Origin of the sequence: Microbacterium sp. NPDC080005, from assembly GCF_040702445.1 — a bacterium.
Lineage (GTDB): Bacteria > Actinomycetota > Actinomycetes > Actinomycetales > Microbacteriaceae > Microbacterium > Microbacterium oleivorans_D.
This window is the reverse complement of record NZ_JBFBLD010000001.1, coordinates 864,989-887,556: the sequence shown is the minus strand read 5'-3', so window position 1 is coordinate 887,556 and position 22,568 is coordinate 864,989. Positions and strand designations below refer to the sequence as shown.

At 70.1% G+C, this 22,568-nt stretch carries 21 protein-coding genes, 2 tRNA genes and 1 pseudogene; 8 read left to right on the top strand and 16 right to left on the bottom strand.

The window, feature by feature from the left end:
- The first annotated feature begins 10 nt into the window (after window positions 1–10).
- Window positions 11–604: a 16S rRNA (guanine(966)-N(2))-methyltransferase RsmD gene (gene rsmD / locus AB0259_RS04250; RefSeq protein WP_366220450.1), complete on the top strand. Its 594-nt coding sequence runs from the start codon at window positions 11–13 to the stop codon at window positions 602–604.
- Here the strand turns inward: rsmD and thiL are convergent.
- Window positions 574–1,545 carry a thiamine-phosphate kinase gene (gene thiL, locus AB0259_RS04245; protein WP_366220452.1) on the bottom strand — a complete coding sequence of 324 codons (972 nt, stop codon included), beginning with the start codon at window positions 1,543–1,545 and terminating at the stop codon, window positions 574–576. The two genes, rsmD and thiL, sit on opposite strands and share 31 nt — an antisense overlap.
- Window positions 1,546–1,567: 22 nt before the next feature.
- On the opposite strand from thiL, the gene AB0259_RS04240 reads away from it, so the two are divergent.
- Window positions 1,568–2,044 carry a DUF3515 family protein gene (locus tag AB0259_RS04240; protein ID WP_366220453.1) on the top strand — a complete coding sequence of 159 codons (477 nt, stop codon included), beginning with the start codon at window positions 1,568–1,570 and terminating at the stop codon, window positions 2,042–2,044.
- Between the two features lie 6 nt (window positions 2,045–2,050).
- On the opposite strand, the gene AB0259_RS04235 is transcribed toward AB0259_RS04240, so the two are convergent.
- The 6 genes from AB0259_RS04235 to leuC form a co-directional block, all read right to left on the bottom strand.
- A complete protein-coding gene (locus AB0259_RS04235) occupies window positions 2,051–3,130 on the bottom strand; it encodes a D-alanine--D-alanine ligase family protein (RefSeq protein WP_366220455.1) in 1,080 nt (359 codons plus the stop codon).
- Window positions 3,036–4,178, bottom strand: a complete 1,143-nt coding sequence (locus AB0259_RS04230) for an NAD(P)H-dependent glycerol-3-phosphate dehydrogenase (protein WP_366220457.1) — start codon at window positions 4,176–4,178, stop codon at window positions 3,036–3,038. Before AB0259_RS04230 ends, AB0259_RS04235 begins: the two co-directional genes overlap by 95 nt.
- Complete coding sequence (locus AB0259_RS04225) at window positions 4,168–4,938, bottom strand: lysophospholipid acyltransferase family protein (protein ID WP_251581115.1); 771 nt, start codon at window positions 4,936–4,938, stop codon at window positions 4,168–4,170. The genes AB0259_RS04230 and AB0259_RS04225 overlap by 11 nt, the downstream gene beginning before the upstream one ends.
- On the bottom strand, window positions 4,935–6,296 hold the full coding sequence (murA, locus tag AB0259_RS04220) for a UDP-N-acetylglucosamine 1-carboxyvinyltransferase (RefSeq protein ID WP_366220459.1): 1,362 nt from the start codon (window positions 6,294–6,296) through the stop codon (window positions 4,935–4,937). The genes AB0259_RS04225 and murA overlap by 4 nt, the downstream gene beginning before the upstream one ends.
- Before the next feature lie 65 nt (window positions 6,297–6,361).
- Window positions 6,362–6,958, bottom strand: a complete 597-nt coding sequence (gene leuD / locus AB0259_RS04215) for a 3-isopropylmalate dehydratase small subunit (protein WP_366220460.1) — start codon at window positions 6,956–6,958, stop codon at window positions 6,362–6,364.
- Between the two features lies 1 nt (window position 6,959).
- Entirely contained in the window at window positions 6,960–8,402 is a 1,443-nt protein-coding gene (gene leuC / locus AB0259_RS04210) for a 3-isopropylmalate dehydratase large subunit (protein WP_366220462.1), read from the bottom strand.
- 226 nt (window positions 8,403–8,628) lie between these two features.
- Here leuC and AB0259_RS04205 point away from each other — a divergent pair, with 226 nt between their 5' ends.
- Entirely contained in the window at window positions 8,629–9,945 is a 1,317-nt protein-coding gene (locus AB0259_RS04205) for a PLP-dependent transferase (protein ID WP_366220463.1), read from the top strand.
- Window positions 9,942–11,252 (top strand): annotated as a pseudogene (locus AB0259_RS04200) (LLM class flavin-dependent oxidoreductase). Before AB0259_RS04205 ends, AB0259_RS04200 begins: the two are co-directional and overlap by 4 nt.
- A gap of 9 nt (window positions 11,253–11,261) precedes the next feature.
- Here AB0259_RS04200 and AB0259_RS04195 read toward each other — a convergent pair.
- Window positions 11,262–12,347 carry a TerC family protein gene (locus tag AB0259_RS04195; protein ID WP_366220465.1) on the bottom strand — a complete coding sequence of 362 codons (1,086 nt, stop codon included), beginning with the start codon at window positions 12,345–12,347 and terminating at the stop codon, window positions 11,262–11,264.
- A gap of 105 nt (window positions 12,348–12,452) precedes the next feature.
- On the opposite strand from AB0259_RS04195, the gene AB0259_RS04190 reads away from it, so the two are divergent.
- Window positions 12,453–13,013, top strand: a complete 561-nt coding sequence (locus AB0259_RS04190) for a sigma-70 family RNA polymerase sigma factor (protein WP_366221389.1) — start codon at window positions 12,453–12,455, stop codon at window positions 13,011–13,013.
- Complete coding sequence (locus tag AB0259_RS04185; protein WP_366220467.1) at window positions 13,010–14,074, top strand: DUF4349 domain-containing protein; 1,065 nt, start codon at window positions 13,010–13,012, stop codon at window positions 14,072–14,074. Before AB0259_RS04190 ends, AB0259_RS04185 begins: the two co-directional genes overlap by 4 nt.
- 44 nt (window positions 14,075–14,118) lie before the next feature.
- Here the strand turns inward: AB0259_RS04185 and AB0259_RS04180 are convergent.
- Window positions 14,119–14,194 (bottom strand) — tRNA-Glu (locus AB0259_RS04180).
- 115 nt (window positions 14,195–14,309) lie between these two features.
- Here AB0259_RS04180 and AB0259_RS04175 point away from each other — a divergent pair.
- Window positions 14,310–14,948 (top strand): MBL fold metallo-hydrolase, encoded by a 639-nt coding sequence (locus AB0259_RS04175; RefSeq protein ID WP_366220469.1) that lies wholly within the window; start codon window positions 14,310–14,312, stop codon window positions 14,946–14,948.
- A 72-nt stretch (window positions 14,949–15,020) separates the two neighbouring features.
- On the opposite strand, the gene AB0259_RS04170 is transcribed toward AB0259_RS04175, so the two are convergent.
- From AB0259_RS04170 to AB0259_RS04150, 5 genes are all read right to left on the bottom strand, one after another.
- Window positions 15,021–15,290 (bottom strand): HPr family phosphocarrier protein, encoded by a 270-nt coding sequence (locus AB0259_RS04170; protein WP_064001929.1) that lies wholly within the window; start codon window positions 15,288–15,290, stop codon window positions 15,021–15,023.
- A gap of 34 nt (window positions 15,291–15,324) precedes the next feature.
- Complete coding sequence (locus AB0259_RS04165; RefSeq protein ID WP_366220470.1) at window positions 15,325–17,385, bottom strand: fructose-specific PTS transporter subunit EIIC; 2,061 nt, start codon at window positions 17,383–17,385, stop codon at window positions 15,325–15,327.
- A complete protein-coding gene (locus AB0259_RS04160; protein ID WP_366220471.1) occupies window positions 17,378–18,358 on the bottom strand; it encodes a 1-phosphofructokinase family hexose kinase in 981 nt (326 codons plus the stop codon). Before AB0259_RS04160 ends, AB0259_RS04165 begins: the two co-directional genes overlap by 8 nt.
- Complete coding sequence (locus AB0259_RS04155) at window positions 18,355–19,137, bottom strand: DeoR/GlpR family DNA-binding transcription regulator (RefSeq protein ID WP_366220472.1); 783 nt, start codon at window positions 19,135–19,137, stop codon at window positions 18,355–18,357. The genes AB0259_RS04160 and AB0259_RS04155 overlap by 4 nt, the downstream gene beginning before the upstream one ends.
- Before the next feature lie 119 nt (window positions 19,138–19,256).
- The gene (locus tag AB0259_RS04150) at window positions 19,257–20,030 is read right to left on the bottom strand and encodes a hypothetical protein (protein ID WP_251581140.1); all 774 of its coding nucleotides are present in this window, start codon (window positions 20,028–20,030) and stop codon (window positions 19,257–19,259) included.
- Between the two features lie 122 nt (window positions 20,031–20,152).
- On the opposite strand from AB0259_RS04150, the gene AB0259_RS04145 reads away from it, so the two are divergent.
- The gene (locus AB0259_RS04145) at window positions 20,153–22,165 is read left to right on the top strand and encodes a DUF262 domain-containing protein (RefSeq protein ID WP_366220473.1); all 2,013 of its coding nucleotides are present in this window, start codon (window positions 20,153–20,155) and stop codon (window positions 22,163–22,165) included.
- A 3-nt stretch (window positions 22,166–22,168) separates the two neighbouring features.
- On the opposite strand, the gene AB0259_RS04140 is transcribed toward AB0259_RS04145, so the two are convergent.
- Both AB0259_RS04140 and AB0259_RS04135 read right to left on the bottom strand, forming a co-directional pair.
- Window positions 22,169–22,393, bottom strand: coding sequence for a hypothetical protein (locus AB0259_RS04140; RefSeq protein ID WP_366220474.1), 225 nt, complete (start codon window positions 22,391–22,393; stop codon window positions 22,169–22,171).
- 85 nt (window positions 22,394–22,478) lie between these two features.
- Window positions 22,479–22,550: transfer RNA gene (locus AB0259_RS04135), tRNA-Gln, on the bottom strand.
- Window positions 22,551–22,568: the final 18 nt, after the last annotated feature.

Below are 22,568 nucleotides of genomic sequence, written 5' to 3'. Positions count from 1 at the left end.
TCGTGGCGGGGTGACGAGGATCATCGCGGGAGACGCCGGCTCGCTGCCGCTGGCGGTGCCGAGCGCCGGCACCCGGCCGACGAGCGAGCGGGTGCGCGAATCGATGTTCGGCGCGCTCGAGGCCGCGGGGATCCTCACGGGTGCGGCGGTCCTCGACCTGTACGCGGGATCCGGCGCGCTCGGGCTCGAGGCGGTCAGCCGCGGCGCGGCCTCGGCCGACCTCGTCGAGCGGGCGCCGCGCGCGGCATCCGTCATCGACCGCAACGTGCAAGCCGTCGCGCGCAGCCTTCCCGGGCGCAGGGTCACCGTTCACCGCGCCGCCGCGGACGCCTTCCTGCGCAGCGGCGGACCGGGATTCGACCTCGTCTTCGTCGATCCGCCGTACGACATGACGGATGCCGAGCTGTCGACGACCCTCGGGCTGCTCGTCCCGCGGCTGGCCGCCACCGCGACGGTGATCGTCGAGCGCGCGACACGCTCCGGCGCGCCCCTCCTCCCGGAGCACCTCGTCCTCGACCGCTCGAAGAAGTACGGGGACACCACCCTCTGGTGGCTCGCGCTCTCCGCACCGGATCAGCCTTTGGCGGAATCCCAGTCCGCGTAGGGGTCCCAGCCGCCACGGCCCGCCGGCGGGGCGCCCCGGACGAGGACGGGAGCGTCCTGACGCTGGAGGACGCGACCGATCACTGCGAACCCCTCCGGCACGCGACCCGCCGGGAAGCAGGCCAGCAGGGCGTGGTCCTCGCCGCCCGAGAGCGCGTCGTCGTCGAGGGCCGCGTCGAGCGCCAGAGTCACCCGGGACGCGTCCGCGAGACGTGTCGCGTCCAGGATCAGCCCGTCCGAGACGTCCATCATCGCCGTCGCCCCTGCCCGCGCGGCGACGGCACCCAGGGCGACGGGGGGCCGTGGACGCAACTGGGCGGCGAGGTCCCGTCGCTCGGCATCGGTCAGCCCGTCCGCATCAACGGGCGCCGGCGTCCCCTCAGGGCCACGGAATCGCGTGAAGAGCAGCCGCAGCCCTCGGGACGCCGCGCCGAGCTCTCCCGCGACCGCGACCGCATCACCCGGGTGGGCCCCCGATCGCAGGACGGGCGCGACACCGTCCAGCACCCCGATGGCGGTGACGGCGACCGTGAGGGTGTCGGAGACCGTGAGGTCGCCGCCCTCGACCGCGCACCCGGGCGCCAACTGCTCCAGCGCGTCGCGGAATCCGGCGGCCAGCTCGTCGACGAAGGATGCCGGGAGCGCGTCCGGCAGGGCGAGCGCGACAAGCAGCGCCGTGGGACGGGCGCCCATCGCCGCGACGTCCGCGAGGTTGACCGCGGCGGCTTTGAAGCCGAGGTCGTGCGGTGAGGTCCAGGCGAGGCGGAAATCCGGGCCGTGGACGAGGGTGTCCGTCGTGGCGACGATGCGACCGCCCGGGGCCGCGAGCACCGCCGCATCGTCCCCGGGTCCGACCTCGGCCCGAGAGAGGGGACGCAGGATGCGCAGGATGCGGCTCAGCAGCTCGCCCTCGGAGACGTCGCGCACACGGAGCTCACCCATGGCTCCACGGTAGCCTGGAGGGATGGCTCGGACCCGATCGATCGTCGCGCTCACCCTCCTGATCGCCGGTGTCGCGGCGCTGGCGGGATGCTCGTCGACGGTCGCCGTCGACGCTGCCCCGAACGCCGACGATCCGCGCTGCGCGGAGGTCATGGTGCGGCTGCCCGACGATCTCGGCGATCAGCACCGCCGCTGGACGGACGCGCAGTCGACGGCCGCATGGGGGGACCCGACGACGGTGCAGTTCGCGTGCGGTGTGCCACCGCTCGGCCCCTCCGAGCTCCCCTGCGTCACCGTGGACGGTGTGGACTGGGTGGTCGACGACTCCCGCGCGCCGCTGTACCGGATCACGACCTACGGACGGGAGCCGGCCGTCCAGTTGATCGTCGATTACGACGAGGTGAGCTCGAGCGGTCCGGTGAGCGCGGTCAGCCGCCTCATCACCCAGCGTTTCGACGTCACCGGGCAGTGCGTCGCGGCATCCGACGTCGTCCCGTGATCGGCGTCAGCGCGCCAGTTCGATGAGCTCGGTGATGAGCTCCGGGTAGCTGAGACCGCTCTGGATCCAGCAGGTGGGGAACATCGAGATCGGCGTGAATCCGGGCATCGTGTTGACCTCGTTCACGAAGAACTCGGTCCCCGTGTAGAAGAAGTCGACCCGGGACAGCCCCTGACCGCCCACGGCCTCGAACGCGCGGGCCGCGATCCGCTGCATCTCCCGCAGCTCGCCGTCGTGCAGCTCCGCCGGGCAGACGAGGTCGATGCCCGGCGCGCCGAGGTACTTCGCCTCGAAATCGTAGAAGTCGCGCCCGCTGACGACGATCTCCCCCGCCACGCTCACCCGCGGGTCTGCTCCGTCGCGCCCCTGCAGCACGCCGCACTCGACCTCGCGGCCGACGACCGCCTGCTCCACGAGCACGCTCGAGTCCTCGGCGAAGGCGGTGTCGAGGGCGGCGTCCAACTCGTCCCACCCGGACACCTTCGACACCCCGACACTCGAGCCCGCCCGCGCCGGCTTCACGAAGACGGGCAGGCCGAGACCGCGGATGCGGCGCCGCCACAGGTCTCCGTCGCGATCGAGTCCCGCGCGCGTCACCGTGACCCACGGCACGACGGGCACACCGGCGGCCTGCAGGATGCTCTTGGTGGTGTGCTTGTCCATCCCGATCGCGGACATGAGAAGCCCCGCGCCGACGTACGGGAGGTCGAGGAGCTCGAGGAAGCCCTGCACCGTGCCGTCCTCGCCGAATCGACCGTGGAGGATCGGGAAGACCACATCGATGTCGCCCAGCGACTCCACCGTGCCGTCGGGGTGGCGCACGGACAGTCCCCGCTCCACGGTGGACTCCGGCCAGATGACCCGGGTGCCGTTGTCGACGACCTCGGGAAGGCGGTCGGCGTTCAGTGCGAACTTGTCGGGATCGTCGTCCTCGAGCACGTACGCGCCCTCGCGGGTGATGCCGACCGGGATGACCCGGTAGCGGTCGCGGTCAATCGCGCGAAGGACGCCGCCCGCCGTGGCGGAACTGATCGAGTGTTCGCTGGAACGCCCGCCGAAGAGCAGAACCACTGCCGCCTGAACCATTCTGAGTCCTCTCCTCGGTGGGCTCATCGTCATCCGTCGTGAGATGCGGTGCGATGTCGCGCGGATTCATCGCGCCGTCGAGGACCATCTTGACCTGCTCGACGATGGGCATGTGCACGCCGGCCTCGCGGGCCAGCTGAAGGACGGGCGCGACCGAGGCCAGTCCCTCCGCGGTCTGGTCCATCTGCTTGACGACTTCGGTGAAGCTGTAGCCCTGACCGAGGAGCCGTCCTGCTGTGTTGTTGCGGCTCAGCGGGGATTGGCACGTCGCGATCAGGTCGCCGAGCCCCGCCAGACCCTGCAGGGTCTCGGGCTGCGCACCCTGCGCGACGGCGAAGTCCGTCATCTCGACGAGCCCTCGCGTGATGATCGACGCCTTCGTGTTCTCGCCGTAGCCGACGCCGTCGACGATGCCGATGGCCACCGCGATGAGGTTCTTCAGCACACCCCCGAACTCCGTGCCGATCACGTCGGTGTTGACGAAGGTCCGGAAGTACCGGTTGCGCGAGATGCGGGCGACGGCCTCGGCCGTCTCTTGGCTCGACGACGAGATGACCGCCGCTGTCGGCTGCTCGCGCGCGATCTCGAGCGCGAGGTTGGGGCCGGATGCCACGGCGATACGCGCGGGTTCGCAGCCCAGCTCCTGCTCGAGGACCTGGCTCATACGAAGCCCGGACTTCTTCTCGACGCCCTTCATGAGCGAGACGATCGGGACGTCGCTCCCGTCCACGAGGGGCCGGACGGCCTTCAGATTCTGGCGCAGCGCCTGGCTGGAGATGGCGATGTAGACCTGTGTGGCTCCGTCGAGGGCCTCCGCCAGGTGGTGCGTCGCGGACAGCCCGCGCGGGAGGTTGATCCCGGGCAGGTACTGCGAGTTGCGCTTGCCTTCGCGGATCTCGTGCGCGAGCTCCGCTCGGCGCGCCCACATGACGACGTCGGCGCCGCCGTCCGCGAGCACCTTGCCGAAGGTCGTCCCCCAACTGCCGGAGCCGAGGACTGCGACACGGGGAGCCGGGGTCTCGCGACGCGACGCTTCCCTAGGAGTCAAGGCGACCCGTCTCCCTCTGCCCGTGCTGAGCCGGATTCCACCGCTGCGCCGGAGGCTCGACGCCGCGCAGCCGTCCCAGCAGGATCGAGATGTCGCGCATGACGGCATCCGTCGCCGCCGTCAGGGTCGCGGGCGTCGTGTCGGTGTAGGCGGACAGGTCGACGGGAGGGCCCAGGAGCACACGCACACGGCGGCGCGGGGGCCACAGGCGCAGTCGCCCGTATCGCGGCAGGATCTCCTGCACGCCCCACGTCGCCACGGGGATCACCGGGAGCGGCTCGGGGGCGGCCAGGGCGAGGCGGACGGCGCCCGTCTTGCCGCGCATCGGCCACATGTCCGGGTCGCGGGTGAGCGATCCCTCCGGGTACACGATGACACCGCGCTGCGCCGCAACGAGCGCGTTCGACTGCGCGAGGGTCTGCTTCGCCGCGGCGGACGTGGATGCCCGCGCGACGGGGACCATGCCGGTCGCCCGCAGCAGCCAGCCGAGGACGGGCACCCGGAACAGGCTCTCCTTGGCCATGAAGCGCGGCGCGCGCCCCAGCCGCCATGTCGCGACGGCGATGATCACGGGGTCGAATTCGCTGTAGTGGTTCGGGGCGAGGACGTACGAGCCCTCCCGGGGAAGGTGCTCGCCGCCCTCGATCTCGATCTTCGCGAACCAGCCGGTCGCCGGCACGACGACCATCGCCGCCGGCCAGAAGACACTCGGTCGGGTCTTCTCCGGGGACGCGCGGCGACGGGGAGCCACCGCCGTCACTCCGTGACGTCGAAGTCGGCGCCGAGATCGGTCAGCTTCTCGAGGAACTTCTCGTAGCCGCGCCGGATGATCCCGATGTTGCGCACCGTCGACTCGCCCTCGGCAGCGAGGGCGGCGATCACGTAGGAGTAGCCGCCCCGGAGGTCCGGGACGACGACGTCGGCTCCGTGGAGCGGCGTCGGCCCGTTGATGACGGCCGCCTGCTCGAGGGCACGCCGCGGCACGCGGCGGTCCGAGCTCGCGATGCCGTCGGGGTGCACGACGATGTCCGCGCCCATCTGGACGAGCGCGCGGGTGAAGCCGAGACGGTTCTCGTACACCGTCTCGTGGACGACGGACTCGCCTTCGGCCTGCGTCAGCGCGACGATGAGGGGCTGCTGCCAGTCGGTCATGAAGCCGGGATGGACGTCGGTCTCGACCATGACGGGCTTCAGCGGGCCGCCGCGACGGAAACGGATGCCGTCCTCGGCGATGTCGAAGTCGCCGCCGACCTTGCGGAAGACGTTGAGGAAGGTGAGCATCTCCTGCTGCTTGGCACCGCCGACGAAGATGTCGCCGTCGGTGGCGAGGGCTGCCGCGGCCCAGGATGCGGCCTCGTTGCGGTCGAAGATCGCGCGGTGGTCGTAGCCCCGGAGCGACTCGACACCCTCGATGAAGATCACCCGGTTGGGCTCGTAGGAGATGATCGCGCCCATCTTCTGCAGCACCGCGATCAGGTCCATGATCTCGGGCTCGATGGCCGCGTTGCGCAGCTCGGTGGTGCCCTTGGCGCGGACTGCGGTCAGGAGCACCTGCTCCGTCGCACCGACGCTCGGGTAGGGCAGCTCGATGTTGGCGCCGTGCAGGCCTCCGGGAGCGGAGAGGCGGATGCCGCTGGGCAGCTTGTCGACGATGGCTCCGAACGAGCGCAGGGCGTCGAGGTGGAAGTCGATCGGGCGGTCGCCGATGCGGCATCCGCCCAGGTCCGGGATGAACGCCTGACCGAGCAGGTGCAGGAGCGGACCGCAGAAGAGGATCGGGATGCGGGAGGCCCCCGCGTGCGCGTCGATCTCCTCCATGTGGGCCGAGACGGCGCCGCTCGGGTCGAGGCGGAGGACGCCGTCCTCGAGGTCCTCGACGCGGACGCCGTGGACCTCGAGGAGCGAGCGGACCACGTGGACGTCGCTGATGTCGGGCACGTCCCGCAGGATGCTCGCGGTCTCACCCAGGAGAGCGGCCACCATCGCCTTCGTGGCGAGGTTCTTCGCCCCCTTCACCTCGACCCGACCGCGCAGCGGACGACCGCCGCGGATCCGGAGCGTCTGACCGGCGCTGCCGCCGGCCGGGAAGGACGCGGAGTCGCTGAGAAGTGTCTTCATGGGTGGGACCTCGTCTGTGGTGGGGAGGAAGCGTGAGCGGCCCCGTTGTGCGGGGCGCAGGCCGATCAGCGGACGGGGATCGTCCGCGGCCGCCACGCCTCGCGGCGCGCCTCGAACTGCGCGATCTTGTCTTCGTTGCGCAGGGTGAGCCCGATGTCGTCGAGCCCCTCGAGAAGCCGCCACCTAGTGTAATCGTCGATGTCGAAGGGGGCCTGGACGTCGCCGACCTGCACCGTGCGTGTCTCGAGGTCGACGGTCACCTCGCGCCCGGGCTCGGCCTCCAGTGCCGCCCAGATCGCCTCGAGGACCTCTTCCGTCACCACTCCCGTGACCAGTCCCTGCTTGCCGGCGTTTCCGCGGAAGATGTCGGCGAACTTCGTGCTGAGGACGACGCGGAAGCCGTAGTCGCGCAACGCCCACACGGCGTGCTCACGGCTCGACCCGGTGCCGAAGTCGGGACCCGCGACGAGAACGGAACCCTCGCGGTAGGCGTCCTGGTTGAGGATGAATGACGGGTCCTGCCGCCAGTTGGCGAACAGGGCGTCGTCGAAGCCCGTCTTCGTGACGCGCTTGAGGTAGACGGCCGGAATGATCTGGTCGGTGTCGACGGCGGAACGCTTCAGCGGCACGCCGACGCCGGTGTGGCGGGTGAACTTCTCCATGTCAGACCTCCGTCAGAGCCAGTGCGTCGAGATCGCTCGGGCTGGCGAGCCGGCCGAGCACGGCGGTCGCGGCGGCGACCTGAGGCGAGACGAGGTGCGTGCGACCGCCCTTGCCCTGGCGACCCTCGAAGTTGCGGTTGCTGGTCGAGGCGCACCGCTCACCGGGAGCGAGCTGATCGGGATTCATCCCGAGACACATCGAGCAGCCGGCGAAGCGCCATTCCGCCCCGAAGTCGGTGAACACCTTGTCGAGCCCCTCCGCCTCGGCTTCCAGGCGGACGCGTGCCGATCCGGGGACCACCATGACGCGCACCCCCTCCGCTTTGGTGCGTCCGCGCACGATTGAGGCGAACTGCCGCAGATCCTCGATGCGGCTGTTCGTGCAGGAGCCCATGAAGACGGCATCCACCGCCACGTCCTTCAGGGCGGTGCCAGGAGCCAGGTCCATGTACTCGAGTGCCCGCTCGGCCGCGGCGCGCTCGTTCGGGTCGCTCATCTCGGCGGGGTCGGGGACGACGCCGTTCAGGTTGACCCCCTGACCGGGGTTGGTGCCCCAGGTCACGAAGGGCTCGAGTTCGTCGGCGTCGAGGAATACCTCGGCGTCGTACACGGCGCCCTCGTCGGAGGGGAGCGTGCGCCAGTAGGCGACCGCCTCGTCCCAGTCCGCGCCCCGGGGAGCGTGCGGCTTGTCCTTGACGTAGGCGAAGGTGGTCTCGTCCGGCGCGATCATGCCCGCCCGGGCGCCCGCCTCGATGGACATGTTGCACATCGTCATCCGGCCCTCCATCGAGAGGGAACGGATGGCGGAGCCGCGGAACTCGAGCACGTAGCCCTGCCCGCCGTTCGCGCCGATCTTCGCGATGATCGCCAGGATGATGTCCTTCGCGCTCACGCCGGGCTTGAGCGTCCCCTCGACGGTGATGGCCATCGTCTTGAACGGCTTCAGCGGCAGGGTCTGGGTGGCCAGGACGTGCTCGACCTCGCTCGTCCCGATGCCGAACGCCATGGCGCCGAACGCACCGTGCGTCGAGGTGTGCGAGTCGCCGCAGACGACCGTGATGCCGGGCATGGTCAGACCGAGCTGCGGGCCGACGACGTGGACGATGCCCTGCTCCTTGTCCCCCAGCGAGTGCAGCCGCAAACCGAACTCCGCGGCGTTGCGTCGCAGAGTCTCGATCTGCGTGCGGCTCGTCAGGTCGGCGATCGGCTTGTCGATCTCGAGCGTCGGGGTGTTGTGGTCCTCCGTCGCGATCGTGAGGTCGAGTCGGCGCACGGGGCGGCCCTCGGCGCGGAGGCCGTCGAACGCCTGCGGACTCGTCACCTCATGGACCAGGTGGAGGTCGATGTAGATGAGGTCGGGGCTGCCGTCCTCACCCTTCACGACGAGGTGGTCGTCCCACACCTTCTCGGCGAGGGTCCGGGGACGGTCGGGAATCGTGCTCATGGTGTCTCCTGATGTCGGATGGCGCCCGCGACAGCCTCCGCGACGAGAGAGGGCTCAGAGCGAGGTCTCGTCGCGGCCGATAAGGAGTCGAGCGGTCCGCACCGCGTCAGACTACCACCGGGTCCGCCGGGGCGAGTCGCTCCCGGCGCGTAACACCACGTCTCACGGACTCCGCCCGCCGCCCGCGACGTGGCACGCTGTGTGGCCTGAGGGACAGGAGACGACGATGACGGAGCGAACCGCCGAGGGGTTCACGACGCGACAGGTCCACGTGGGGACGGATGCCGCGGCGGCCACCCCGCGCGCCGTGCCGATCCATCTCACGGCGGGGTTCACCTTCGACTCCTTCGACGAGGCCGCCGCCCACTTCGGGGCGGGTGACGGCTTCGGCTACACCCGTACGGGCAACCCGACGGTCGACGCCGTCGAACGCAAGCTCGCGTCGCTGGAGGGCGGCGCAGAGGCCGTTCTGCTCGCGTCCGGACAGGCGGCGCTCGCGGTGGCGCTGCTCGGACTCGTCACCGCCGGTTCGCACATCGTCAGTTCCACGCACATCTACGAGGGGACGCGGGGGCTCCTCGTCGACAACCTCGCCCGGCTCGGTGTCGAGACGACCTTCGTCGACGACATCCGCGACCCGGATGCCTGGCGTCGCGCGATCCGGCCCGAGACCCGTGTGCTGCTCGGCGAATCGATCGCGAACGCCCGCAACGACGTCCTGGACGTCGCCTCCGTCGCCGCGGTCGGCGAGGAGGTCGGGATCCCCCTCATCGTCGACAACACGTTCGCGACGCCCTACCTGCTCCGTCCTCTCGAGCACGGCGCCGCCATCGTCGTCCACTCCGCGAGCAAGTTCCTCGCCGGGCAGGGCGCCGTCCTCGGCGGTGTCATCGTCGACGACGGGCGATTCGACGCGTCCCGCTCCGGCCACCTCTTCCCGCACCTCGTCGAGGGCTCCGCGGTCGCGCCGAGCGTCTGGGATCGCCATGGCGGACGCGCCCGCATCGCGCACCTGCGAGAGAGCGTCGCACCCCGCTTCGGTCCCACACCGTCGCCGCTCACCGCGTTCCTCATCGGCCAGGGCGTCGAGACGCTCAGCCTGCGTGTGCAGCGGCAGTCCGAGAACGCGCTCGCCGTCGCCCGGTGGCTCGCAGAACACCCCGAGGTGGAGTCGGTCGACTACGTCGGTCTGGCGTCGCACCCCACCCACGACCTCGCCCGGTCCTACCTCCGCGGCGGGTACGGCTCGGTCTTCACCGTGACGCTGCGGGGCGGACTCCCCGCTGCCCGCTCCTTCGTCGAGGAGGTGTCGGTCATCACCCACATGACCCACCTCGGCGACGTACGGTCCTTGGTCCTGCACCCGGGTACGACCAGCCATGCCCGACGCTCCCCCGCCGAGCGTGCGGCCCTGGGCGTCCACCCCGGCACCCTCCGGTTGTCGATCGGCATCGAGGACGTCGACGACCTGCTCGCGGATCTCGCGCGCGGGCTCACGGCCGCGGCATCCGCTCTGACCGCGGACGTGGCGGTGGTCGCATGAGCCGACCGCAGCACTTCGGATGGTTCCTCGCGCGCGGTTTCGGGCCGCACGGGTGGGGCCACCCGTACCTCGATTGGGACTACGACTGGACATCGCCGGCGCTGTACCAGGACGCCGTCCGCACGCTCGAGCAGGCCGGATTCGATCTGCTCATCATCGAGGACGCCCCTTCGCTCGGATCCGCGGAGACCATCGATCTGCGCGTGCGGCAGGCGTTCGGCGGCCCGAAGCTCGACCCTCTCCTGCTGGCGCCGTACCTCTTCGCCGCCACCGAGCGCATCGGCATCGTCCCGACGGTGAACCCCGCCGCGACCCTGCCCTACACCGTCGCCCGGCAGTTCGCGACGCTGCAGCATCTCAGCGGCCATCGGCTCGGGCTGAACGTCGTCACCGACACCGGCAGCGCACGTCACTTCTCCACCGCGGCCCAGCTCGGGCACGACGCGGCGTACGACCGCGCGGAGGAATGGATGACGGCGGTGCGCGATCTCTGGCGCAGCTGGCCCTAGGGCGCGCTCATCGCCGATGCCGCGGCGGGTCGCTATGCCGACGGGACGAAGCTCCGCCCGACGGTCCACCGCGGCGACTACTTCGCCTTCGACGGTCCGCTCAATGCGATCCCGTTCACGGACGGCGAACCCGTCATCGTCTCGCCCGGCGGTTCGCCCCGCGGCCTCGGCTTCGCGGGCGCCAATTCGGACGTGCAGCTCGCACTCGCCCCGATGACGGAGGAGTCCGTCCGCGGCTACCGGCGCCGCATCCACGAGGCCGCGACCGCGGCGGGCCGTCGGCCCGAGGACATCACGATCCTCTTCGCGATCCAACCCGTCGTCGTGTCCTCCGCGGAGGAAGCGGACCGGATCGTGGCGGCGTCGCTCGACCCCGACGAGGCCACCCTCCGCTGGATCGCCGAGCACCAGTCCAGCGACCTCGAGACGGACCTCACGGGCCTCGATCTCGATCGACCGCTGGATCGGGGGATCTTCGGCGAGCACGTCTCGCACGGCAGCATCCGCCGCCTCCTCGGCGAGCACGACGAGGATGCGCCGCTGCGGCGGATCCTCGCCGCGCACGCGAGGAAGGGTCGTCTGCACGACGGCTCCGGCTGGGTCGGGACCGCCGAGGAACTCGCCGACCGCATCGACGAGTACGGCTCCTGGGGCAACGACGGCGTGCTTCTGTGGGGCGACCTCCACCCGGTCACGGTGCACCGCACGCTCGACGAGCTCGTCCCGATCCTGCGTCGTCGGGGCATCCTGCGACGGGAGTATGAACCCACCCTCCGGGCGAATCTCCGCCCGTTCTGAGGCGGCGCGTCAGTCCTTCTCGGACGGGCGGGGGTCGACCGTCGAGGGCGTGCCCTGCTCGTCGGCGACATCCTCCGCGTGGTGGACCGGGGTGGGCCCCGTCGCCGGAATCGGCTCCCGCAACCCTTCGCGGCGCGCGGCGATGAGGCTCGCGACGGTCGCGACGACCATCGAGGCGATGATCACCCCGAGCGAGACCCAGGTGGAGATCTCCGGCGCCCACTCGATGTGCTCGCCGCCGTTGATGAAGGGCAGCTCGTTCTCGTGCATCGCGTGCAGGACGAGCTTCACGCCGATGAAGGCGAGGATGAAGGCGATGCCGAAGTGCAGGTACTTGAGGCGGTCGAGCAGACCACCCAGGAGGAAGTAGAGCTGACGCAGGCCCATGAGGGCGAAGATGTTCGCCGTGAAGACGATGAACGCGCTCTGGGTGATGCCGAAGATGGCCGGGATGGAGTCGATCGCGAAGAGCAGGTCGGTCATGCCCAGCGCGGCGAAGACGATCACCATCGGGGTGAAGACCTTCTTGCCGTCGATGACGGTGCGCACCTTCGCGCCGTCGTACTCCTCGCTGATCGACATGCGTCGACGCAGCGCCCGGACGATGAAGCTCTCCTTCTTCTCCTCCTCGTCGTCGTCCTCGCTCGAGAAGGCCTGCTTCCAGGCCGTGTAGATCAAGAAGAGCCCGAAGAGGTAGAAGACCCAGCTGAACTGCTCGATGATCGCCGCGCCCAGCAGGATGAAGATGCCGCGCAGGATCAACGCGATGATGATGCCCACCATCAGCACTTTCTGCTGCGCCGCTCGGGGCACCGAGAACTGGCTCATGATGAGGACGAACACGAACAGGTTGTCGATCGACAGGCTGTACTCCGTGAGCCACCCCGCGACGAACTGACCCGCGTACTCGCCGTTCGTGACCACGAGCATGATGAGCGCGAACACGAGCGCGAGAGCGACGTAGAAGACGACCCAGAGCGTCGATTCCTTCGTCGACGGCACGTGAGGCCGCTTGATGATCAGCAGCAGGTCGGCGACGAGGATGAGCGTCAGGACGACCAGCGAGCCGACCTCGAACCAGAGGGGAAGCTCCATGAGGGCCTTTCATGCGGGGGGCGACCCCCAGAGTACCTTTTGAGGTGCCTGAGACGATGCTCCGTGACGCGACACTCCCCCATCGACAGAACGAACGAGGATGCCATGGCCGACCCGCTCGCGAGGCGTGACGCGGACCTGGTGGCCGCCGCCGGGCGTGGCGACCAGCAGGCCTTCCGCGAGCTCTATCGCGCCTACGCGAAGCCGGTGTACTGGCTGGCTCACGGCCTCCTCGGGAACACAGCCGATGCGGAGGACGTCATGCAGGAGACCTTCCTCGTCGCGTGGCGGCGACTGCCGGCCCTGGACCTGGTGAGCGAGTCGCTGCTGCCGTGGCTCGTGACCATCTGCCGCTTCCAGAGCGCGAACCGGATGCGGCGCCAGCGCCGCGATCGGCTCCACACCGCCGGGGCCGTCGAGGAGACGATCCCCGCCGCCGTCGACGTCGAGGACCAGGTGATCGGCACGGATCTCGCGGAACGCGTCCTGGCGGAGCTCGGGACCCTCTCGCCCCTGGACCAGCAGATCTTCCGTCTCTGTGCCACGGAGGGATACGCCTACGCGGCCGCGGCGGCGGAGCTCGGCATCTCGCACGCGGTCGTCCGCAACCGCCTCTCACGGGTGCGGACACGGCTGCGCACCGTCGTGGGATCGGAGGGATCATGACCCGGCACGAGATCGAGCTCCCCGACCTCACGCAGGAGAGACAGGACGACATCGAGGCCGCACTCCTCGCCGAGATCCGCGAAGAGGTCTCGCGATCCCGTGCTTCCTCGCAACGGCGACGGCGCCGCGGGTGGGCCTACACCGGCGCGGCGGCCGCCGTCATCGTCGTCGCAGGCTTCGTCGGGCCCGCCCTCGGCGGCCCGACGGCGGGCGAATCCGTCAGCGTGTACGACCAGAGCGCCGGCGGCGCCGTCGCGCCCGAATCGGGCGGCGATCTCGGCGGGGATTCCGGCGGCGACCAGGAAGGGAGCGGCACGGCATCCACGGCGGGTCGTGAGGTGGTCGCCACCGCCTCGACGGTTCTCGAGGCGTCGGATCCCGCTGCCGCCGTCGCCGAGATCGGAGACCGGGCCGAGGCATCCGGCGGCTACGTCGAGTCGATGAACGTGTCGGCCGCCGCGCCTGCCGAGACGACGGGAGCCGATGCCGTGTCGTCCCCGGGCGGCACCTGGGTCACCGTGCGTGTCCCGGCCGACGGGCTCACCACGTTCCTCACCGGCCTCGACGACCTCGGCGAGGTCACGTCGTCCGAGATCACCCGCGAGGACGTCACCGCGCAGTCGACCGATCTGCGGGCCCGCATCTCGGCGCTGCAGACCTCGGTCGACCGGCTGGAGGGGCTCATTTCGGATGCCGCGACCACGGCGGACCTGCTGACCGCCGAGGAGGCGCTGTCGCAGCGTCAGGCGGAACTCGATTCGCTCCTGGCGCAGTCCGAGGCGCTCGCGGACGAGGTCGCCCTGTCGAGTGCGACCGTCACGGTCGTCGAGCCGGGCGAGGTCGTCGCCGCCGACCCGCAGGGGTTCGGGGACGGGTTCTCGACGGGATGGAGTGCGCTCGTCGCGACCCTCAACGGGATCGTCATCGGCCTGGGATTCCTGCTCCCGTGGTTGGCAGTCGCCGGCATCGTCGTCGCCGTCGTCCAGCTCGTGCGTCGTGCTCGTCGCCGCGCACGACGGCGCGCAGAACCGCTGGAGGACGGACAGCCCGCGGCACGCTGAAACGACGACACCCCCGACCGTGTCGGTCGGGGGTGTCGTCACCGTGGTGACCCCAGCGGGATTCGAACCCGCGTTACCGCCGTGAGAGGGCGGCGTACTAGGCCGCTATACGATGGGGCCGTACTTTTTCGTTCCCTCCCTGCGGAGGCAACCGTTCAATTATGCATGACGTTCACAGCCGTGCAAAATCGGCGCCCCCTTGCCTCACGCCCCCCTTCGTGAGTTGACTGGGACGATGCGCGTCACGAAGCACGAACATGCCTGCCTCCGCCTCGACAGCGAGGGTAAGAGCCTCCTCATCGACCCCGGTTCCTTCACCCTGCCCCTCGACGATCTGAACGATCTGGTCGGCGTGATCCTCACCCACGAGCACCCGGACCACTGGACCCCCGCCCAGCTCGACGCCGTCCTCTCCCAGGCGCCGGGTGTGCCGATCTTCGGGCCTGCGGGTGTCGTGGCCGCCGCATCCGACTACGACGTCACCGCGGTGGAAGTCGGCGACGAACTGGAGCTGGGTCCCTTCCGACTCCGCTTCTTCGGCGGCACCCACAGCGTGATCCACGAGTCGATCCCCGTCATCGACAACCTCGGCGTCCTCGTGAACGACGACTTCTACTACCCGGGCGACTCCTACGCCGTCCCCGAGGGCGTCGAGGTCGGTCTGCTCGCGGCGCCCATCGGCGCACCGTGGCTGAAGATCGGCGAGGCGATGGACTACGTGCTCGCCGTGAAGCCGCGCCGCGCCTTCGGCACGCACGACATGACGCTTTCCCGCGCGGGTCTCGCGATGCACCGTGACCGGCTGAAGTGGGCGACGGAGCAGAACGGCGGCGAGTTCGTCACCCTCGATCCGGGAGAATCGACCGACCTCTGACATCGCACGCACGAACGACGGATGCCGCGGGGCTTTCGCTCCGCGGCATCCGTCGTTCGTGGGGGTCGAGACTCACTCGGCGTCGTGATCCGTCTCGATGAAGGCGACGAGCTTGTCGAGCGCCTCCTCGGCGCCCTCTCCCTCGGCCTTGAGCGTGACGACCGTTCCCTGCGTCGCGCCCAGACCCATCAGGGTCAGGATGCTGCCGGCGTTCTGGTCGGGGCCACCGGGAACGGCGATCGTGACGGGAACGCCCGTCTCCTTGACCGCCTGCACGAAGAGCTTGGCGGGGCGGGCGTGCAGTCCGGAGCTGCTCGCGACGGTTGCGGTCCGTTCGGCCATGGTGGATCTTCCTCCTTGAGTCGGTGTATCGAGACTATGCCGTCACGGCCACGGCAGGCACATCGGCGTCGACCGGACGACGGCGCACGAAGCGCTTGAGGAGCACGACGGCGACACCGCTGACGACGGTGCCCGCGGCGATCGCGACCAGCCAGAGCCAGAAGCTGTCGATGGCGAAGAAGACGAACACGCCGCCGTGGGGGGCCCGGGAGGTGACCGCGAAGGCCATCGACAGGGCGCCGGTCACCGCGCCTCCGAGCATCATCGCCGGGATGACGCGGAAGACATCCGCTGCGGCGAACGGGATCGCGCCCTCCGAGATGAACGCCGCGCCGAGCAGCCAGGCAGCCTTGCCGTTCTCGCGCTCGGGAGCCGTGAAGAGCTTCCGGCCGAGGACGGTCGACGCGAGTGCCATCGCGAGGGGCGGGACCATTCCGGCCGCCATGACCGCGGCCATGATCTGCAAGTAACGCTCGTCGCCGGCGATGCCCGCCGCGAGGTTCGCCGTCGCGAAACCGTACGCGACCTTGTTGACCGGGCCACCGAGGTCGAAGCACATCATGAGACCGAGGATGATGCCGAGCAGGATGACGCCGGCCCCGGTGAGCCCCGCGAGCCAGCCGTTCAGCGCGACCGTGAGTGCGGCGATCGGTCCGCCGAACACGAGCAGCAGGAGCCCGGAGGCGAAGATCGACCCGAGCAGCGGGATGATGACGACCGGCATGAGGCCACGCAGCCAGCGCGGTACGTCGAGGCGGTTCAGCCACCACGCCGCAAGGCCGGCGAGCAGACCGCCGACGATGGCACCGATGAAGCCGGCGCCCATGAACACCGCCGTCGCACCCGCGACGAACCCGGGCGCGATGCCCGGACGGTCGGCGAGACCGTAGGCGATGTAGCCCGCGAGGGCCGGCACGAGGAAGCCGAAGGACAGACCACCGATCTGGAACGCCACCGCTCCCAGGTAGTACAGCAGCCCCTCCGGCGGCAGATTCGCGAGTGTGAAGTTCTGCAGCGTGTACACCGCATTGTTCACCGTCTGACCGTCGGCGGTGTTGGCGATCTCATAGCCGGCCATCGCGAAACCCAGCGCGATCAGCAGACCGCCGCCGGCGACGAACGGGATCATGTAGCTGACACCGGTGAGGAGCGAGCGCTTGATCGCCCCGCCCAGAGAGGTCGGTGCGGCCGCGGACGCCGTGCTCGCCGTCGCCGAACCCGACACGCGCGCGGCGTTCGGGTTCTTCGCGGCGGCGACGGCCTCGCGGATCATCTGCGCGGGCTGCTCGATCCCGCGCTTCACGCCGGCGCGGACGACCGGCTTGCCGGCGAACCGCGCCTGCTCGCGGACATCGACGTCGACGGCGAAGATGACGGCATCGGCCTCGTCGATGATGCGCTGGTCGATCGCCTTGTAACCGCTCGATCCCTGGGGCTCGACGGTGAGGTCGACGCCCTCCTTCTGGCCGGTCGCCGTCAGGGCGTCGGCAGCCATGAAGGTGTGGGCGATGCCGGTGGCGCAGGCGGTCACCGCGACGATGCGCGCAGGGCGCCCGTCGATGAGGAGGGCTTCGTCGGCGGACGCGGGCGTCGGCGCGGCGGCGCGCGCCTCGGCGCGGGACGCAGGAGCCTGCGCCGCGGGCGCGTCCGAAATGGCCTCGCGGACGATGGCGACGACCTCCTCGGGGCTCCGGGCGGCGCGCAGACCCGCGGTGAAGTCATCGCGCATGAGGCTGCGGGCGAGCTTGGACAGGACGGCGAGGTGCTCCTCGGCAGCCGTGTCGGGGGCGGCGATGAGGAAGACGAGGTCCGCCCCGCCGTCCTCCGCGCCGAAGTCGACGCCGGGGTTCAGCCGCGCGAAGGCGAGCGACGCCTGGGTGACCGCGGCGCTCTTCGCGTGCGGGATGGCGATCCCGCCGGGCAGACCGGTCTCGTCCTTCTCCTCACGGGCCCACGCGTCGTCCGCGAGGCGGGCGCCGTCGGTGGCCCTCCCCTGCGCGGCGACGCGCTGGGCGAGCGCGTCGATGACGGCGCGCTTGTCGGCGCCGAGCGGCTCGTCGATACTGACGAGTTCCGCGGTGATGATCTCAGTCACGGTGACCTCCAGTGGTCGGGTTGTTCGTCGAGAGTCGTCGCACCGGCACGTCGCCGGTCGACAGGTCGTTCGGGGTCGGGGGTTGGGTGCCGGGGAGCGATGCGGCCGCCGATCCGTAGCGGATGCCGGAGCGCAACCGCTCCTCGGGTGCGGCACCGGCGGTCTCGGCGAGGAGGTACCCGGCGAGCGAGCTGTCGCCGGCACCCACGGTGCTGCGCACGCGCGTCGGCGGCGGCGTCCCGTGCCAGGCGCCGTCGGGCGTGACCAGCACCGCCCCGTCGCCGCCGAGCGTCACGAGCGCTGCGCCGACGGATGCCGGCACGAGCTCCTCAGCGATGGCCGCGACCGCGTCGGGGAGCGCGAGCGACGCGTCGAGGTCGCGACCTGCGAGCTCCACCAGTTCTTCGTCGTTGGGCTTGATGAGGTCGGGGCGTCCCGCCGCGACGACGGCCGCCAGTGCGGGTCCGGACGTGTCGACCGCGACGCGGGGAGCGGCGGTCCCCCACGCGGACCGGACGGCCTCGGTGACGGTCACGTAGTAGTCCACGGGAAGGCCCGGCGCGAGCGATCCGGCGAGGACGAGCCACGAGGCGCCCTCCGATGCGGCGACGACCGCCGCGGTGAGGGCGGCGGCATCCGCTTCGCTGAACTCGGCCCCGGGGAGGTTGAGCTTCGTCGTCGTTCCGTCGGGGTCGGCGATCGTGATGTTGGCGCGTGTGGCGCCGTCGTGCGGCACGGTGCGGACCGGAACGGCGGTCGCCCCCAGCGCGGTCGCGAAGGGGTCGGCCGTGTCGAGGGGAAGGACCGCGAGGGTGGGGCGGGATGCCGCGGCGACCACTCGCGCGACGTTGATCCCCTTGCCGCCCGCATCCTCCCGGACGCCGAGTGCGCTCTGGACCTCGCCGTGCTGCAGGGGCGCGGCGAGCGAGACGGCGCGGTCGAGGGACGGGTTGGTCGTGACGGTGACGATCATGCGACCTGCACCTCCACGTCGGCGTCACGCAGCGCGCCCGAGAGGGTGCCCGCGGGGGCGATATCGGTGAGGAGCACGTCGACCTCGCTCAGCGATGCGAACGAGACGAGGAGCTCGGCGTCGAACTTGTCGCCGTCGGCGACCACCACGATGCGGCGGGCCGAGGCGACGATCGCACGCTTCACAGCGGCTTCGTCGGGGTCCGGCGTGCTGAGGCCGAAGGCGGCCGAGAGGCCGTTCGTCCCCAGGAAGGCGATGTCCGGGCGGAGTCGACTGATCGCCTCGACGGTCTGCGCACCCACCGCGGCGGCGGTCAAGCCGCGCACACGGCCGCCGATGGCGGTCAGTCCGACCGCGGGTGCACCGGCCAGGATGTGCGCGACGGACATGGAGTGCGTCACGACCTCGAGGTCGCCGGCCGGGTGCGGTCCCGTCGCGAGCAGCTGTGCGATGGCTCCCGTCGTCGTGCCCGCGTCCAGGTAGACGGCACCGTCGAGCTCAGCGCCGAGGAGTTCGACGGCGGCGCGGGCGATGGCCTGCTTGGCGCCGCTGCGCTGACCCGATCGCTCGGCCACCGAGACCTCGGCCGTGCTGGCGCGAGCGCGATGGACCGCCCCACCGTGGACCCGACGGACGAGCCCCACGCGCTCGAGGGCGGCGAGATCACGACGGACCGTCTCGGTGGTCACTCCGAAGCGGTCGGCGAGGTCGAGCACGGCGACGCGGCCATCCGTGGCGATCAGCTGCTCGATCTGCTGCTGGCGCTCCGTTGCGTACATGTGGTCCTCCTCGAACAAGTCCACACGCTACAACAGAAACCAACACGAAACAAGATTGCGATATGCGCCGACGCCCCCGACTGTCGGCCGGGGGCGTCGGCGGTGGGACTACGTCGAGGTCAGGCCTCGCTCATCGCGAGCACCTCGCGCTGGCCGCGTGCCGCGAGCGCCGCGGCACGTGCGGCGATCCGGCGCTCCTGCTCGGCCTGGGCGGCGTCGATCGTCTCCTGGTCGAGCGGGACGCTCTCGACCTTGTTCACGCCGTTGTACTTCGCCAGGTAGGCGTCGAGCTCGGGGCCGGACTCCCACGAGGTGATGAGGCAGTAGCGGGGCGCGTCACCCGGGTGGTACGCCGCGTGCCACAGGCGCTGCGTGTCGATGACGAGCTGCGCGCCGGCGGGCAGAGCGATACGGGTCTCACCACTCGGGTCGGTGCGGTTGTCGCGCAGCACGAAGAAGCTGTCCTTGTCGTCGGTGAGGTTGAAGAAGCTGCGGACGACCCAGCCCGTGCCGTCCGGATTCAGCCGGTTGTTGTCGTCCTGGTGCAGGTTGTACAGGGCGTCGGCGTACGTGTTGGGCTGCAGTTCGATGATGCGGCAGCGTCCGACGTTCGAGCCGGGCTCGAGGGCGCGCTCGGTGAGCGTGGGGGCCTTCTCCGTCTGCGACGGGATCCAGACGCCGTCCTTGTCGGTGCGCGGCGGCTGGTGGTTCCAGAAGCCGTTGCACTCGATCTCGCCCTTGGCCGAGGCCAGCGGCGCGAACCGGGTGTCGCCCGAGGACTTCCAGTCGACGTACTCGACGTCGAGCCACTCCTTCGGGTCGATGTCCTTGCCGTACATGTCGAGGACGGCGTAGCCGGTCTCCTCGAGCAGAGCACTCTTGATGTAACCCATGCGGATCAACCTTTCTGTCGGGCGAGCGAAGTTTTTACAGGCCCGACTTAGGCAAGCCTACCTAGCCGCTCCGAGAGCCTCAGTAGACTCGACCGGGAATTTCGAGGAGCGATTCGGAGAACATGAGCAGCGCCACGAACGTCGATGCGACCGCCGTCAACACGATCGATTGGCTCTCCGCCTCGGACACCACGATCGTCGTGCCGGTCTACCAGCGGCAGTACCGCTGGGACATCGGCGGGTGCGAGCAGCTGCTCGGTGACATCCGGTCCGTCGCGGCCACCGGCGACGGTCAGACGCATTTCATCGGCTCCATCCTCTCGACGGCGAGCACCTCGGCGCACGACGACGCCCACCTCGTCCTGATCGACGGGCAGCAGCGCGTGACGACGTTGATGCTGCTGGTCGCCGCCCTCCATCACACCCTCCGGGACGACGACCCGTCACTCGCGGCCGAGCTCGAGTCGGTCCTCGTGCGCCGCGACCATCCGACGCGGACCAAGCTGCGTCCTCACGCGGCGTGGGCAGACGTGTTCGAGAGCGTCGTCCTGGACCGCCGCTCCCCCGCTGACGAGGAGCGATCGTCGCGCTTCGACGACAACTACGCGTTCTTCCGGAGTCAGATCCGCCGTGACGAGGCCGCCGACATCTGGCGCGGTCTGCGCAAGCTCGAGCACGTGTCCATCACGCTCGGTGCGGGCGCGAACGCTCAGCAGATCTTCGAGAGCCTGAACTCCACCGGCGAACCGCTTCGGGACCACGAGCTCATCCACAACTACGTCCTCATGGGACTGACGCACGCCGAACAGAGCGAGATCGAGAACGAGTTCTGGCTCCCCATCGAACGCAACACCGGCGAGCAGATCGGGGCGTTCTGGCGCGACTACCTCGTGATGCTGACGGGTCGGGAGGTCCTCGTGGAGGGTGAGCGCGGCGTCTACGACGCGTTCCGTCACGAGTTCCCCCGCCTCGATCGCGACACCCTCCGTACGCGCGCGCACCAATGGCGCGAGCTGTCGGAGATCTACAGGCTGCTCCTCGAGCCCGCGAAGGCGACGGATGCCGTTGCCTCCCGACACTTCGAGGCCATCAACACCCTGGGCCGCGGCATGTACCCTCTCGCGATGCGGCTGTACCGCGACCGCCTGCACGGTGAGCTGCCGGCATCCGATCTGTCACTCGCGCTGACCCACGTGGAGTCCCTGCTGCTGCGTCGGACCGTGGTGGGCCTGCCCATCGATCGGCTCGTCGCGAGGTTCTGCCGCGCGGCCGACGAGGGCATGGACGCTCTCACGCTCGCCATCGCCCGGATCACTCCATCGGACGAACGCACCCGGGTCGGTCTGCGCTACGGCGATCTGCCTCACGCAGGCTTCGTCCTCGCCCGCCTGGCGGGCGTCGACGCGGATGCCGACGTCGTCCTCGAGCACGTCCTGCCCGTCGCGCCCTCGGACGACTGGACGGGAGACGGCGTGCGCCGGTGGGCGGACCTGAGCGACGACGAGCAGAACGCTCACCGCGCGCTGGTGAACACGCTCGGCAATCTGACGCTCCTCGAGGAGGACGCGGCCGATCGCGTGTTCGACGCCTCGTTCCCCGAGAAGCGATCCGCGTACGCCTCGAGCGGCGTGGGATCCACGCGTCGGATCGCGGCGGCCGACGCATGGTCGACTGCGCAGATCACCGCCCGGACCGAGGAGCTGACCGCACGCTTCATGGCGACCTGGCGCCGACCCGGTGTCGTGGCGATCGACGATGACAACCTGACACCCATCCTCGACGCGAAGAAGCGACGCGGGTGGCCGCGGGGCTGGCAGCGCGAATTCGACTACGTCGAGTACCGGGGCGAGCACTGGGACGTGCGGGACGTCCGGTACCTGTTCAACCGCGTCTTCGCCCGCCTCTGGGCCGACTCGCGTCAGAGCGTCATCGACTACAGCGCGCGCCAGGGCGGCCCCGTCTACCCGGCGATGGCGTGGAACGGTCAATGGGATCAGCTGGGCGAAGGTCAGTACCTCTATCTCGGCTGGGATTCGAAGTACATGCTGACTGCCGTGCAGGGCGTGCTCGAAGAGGCCGGCTGGGCGTCGGAGGTCTTCGTCAAGTACTCCTACATCGGCGACGCGATGCGCTGAGCCTCAGTCTCCGTCGGCACCGTCCCCGCCGTCCGGAGCCGGAACGGGATCGACCGGGATCTCGATCCACGTCGCCGTGGTGGGCGACACGGAGAGCAGGTCCGGAGACCAGTCCGAGACCGCGGGCCCGTCCCCCAGCCGCTCCACGGGGTTTCGTGGCTCCATTGGTTCGGCGGGGAGCCCTGCCCATTCCGACGGTTCTTCGGGTCGCTGCGTGAAGAGTCCCATGCGACCATTGTGCGCCTGATGCGCTGAACCGCGCACCGGTTCCAGCAAAAGCAAAACCCCCGCCGGAGCGGGGGTTTTCTTCTTGCTGGGGTACCTGGACTCGAACCAAGAACAACTGAACCAGAATCAGCCGTGTTGCCAATTACACCATACCCCACCGGGTTTCAACCGGAGT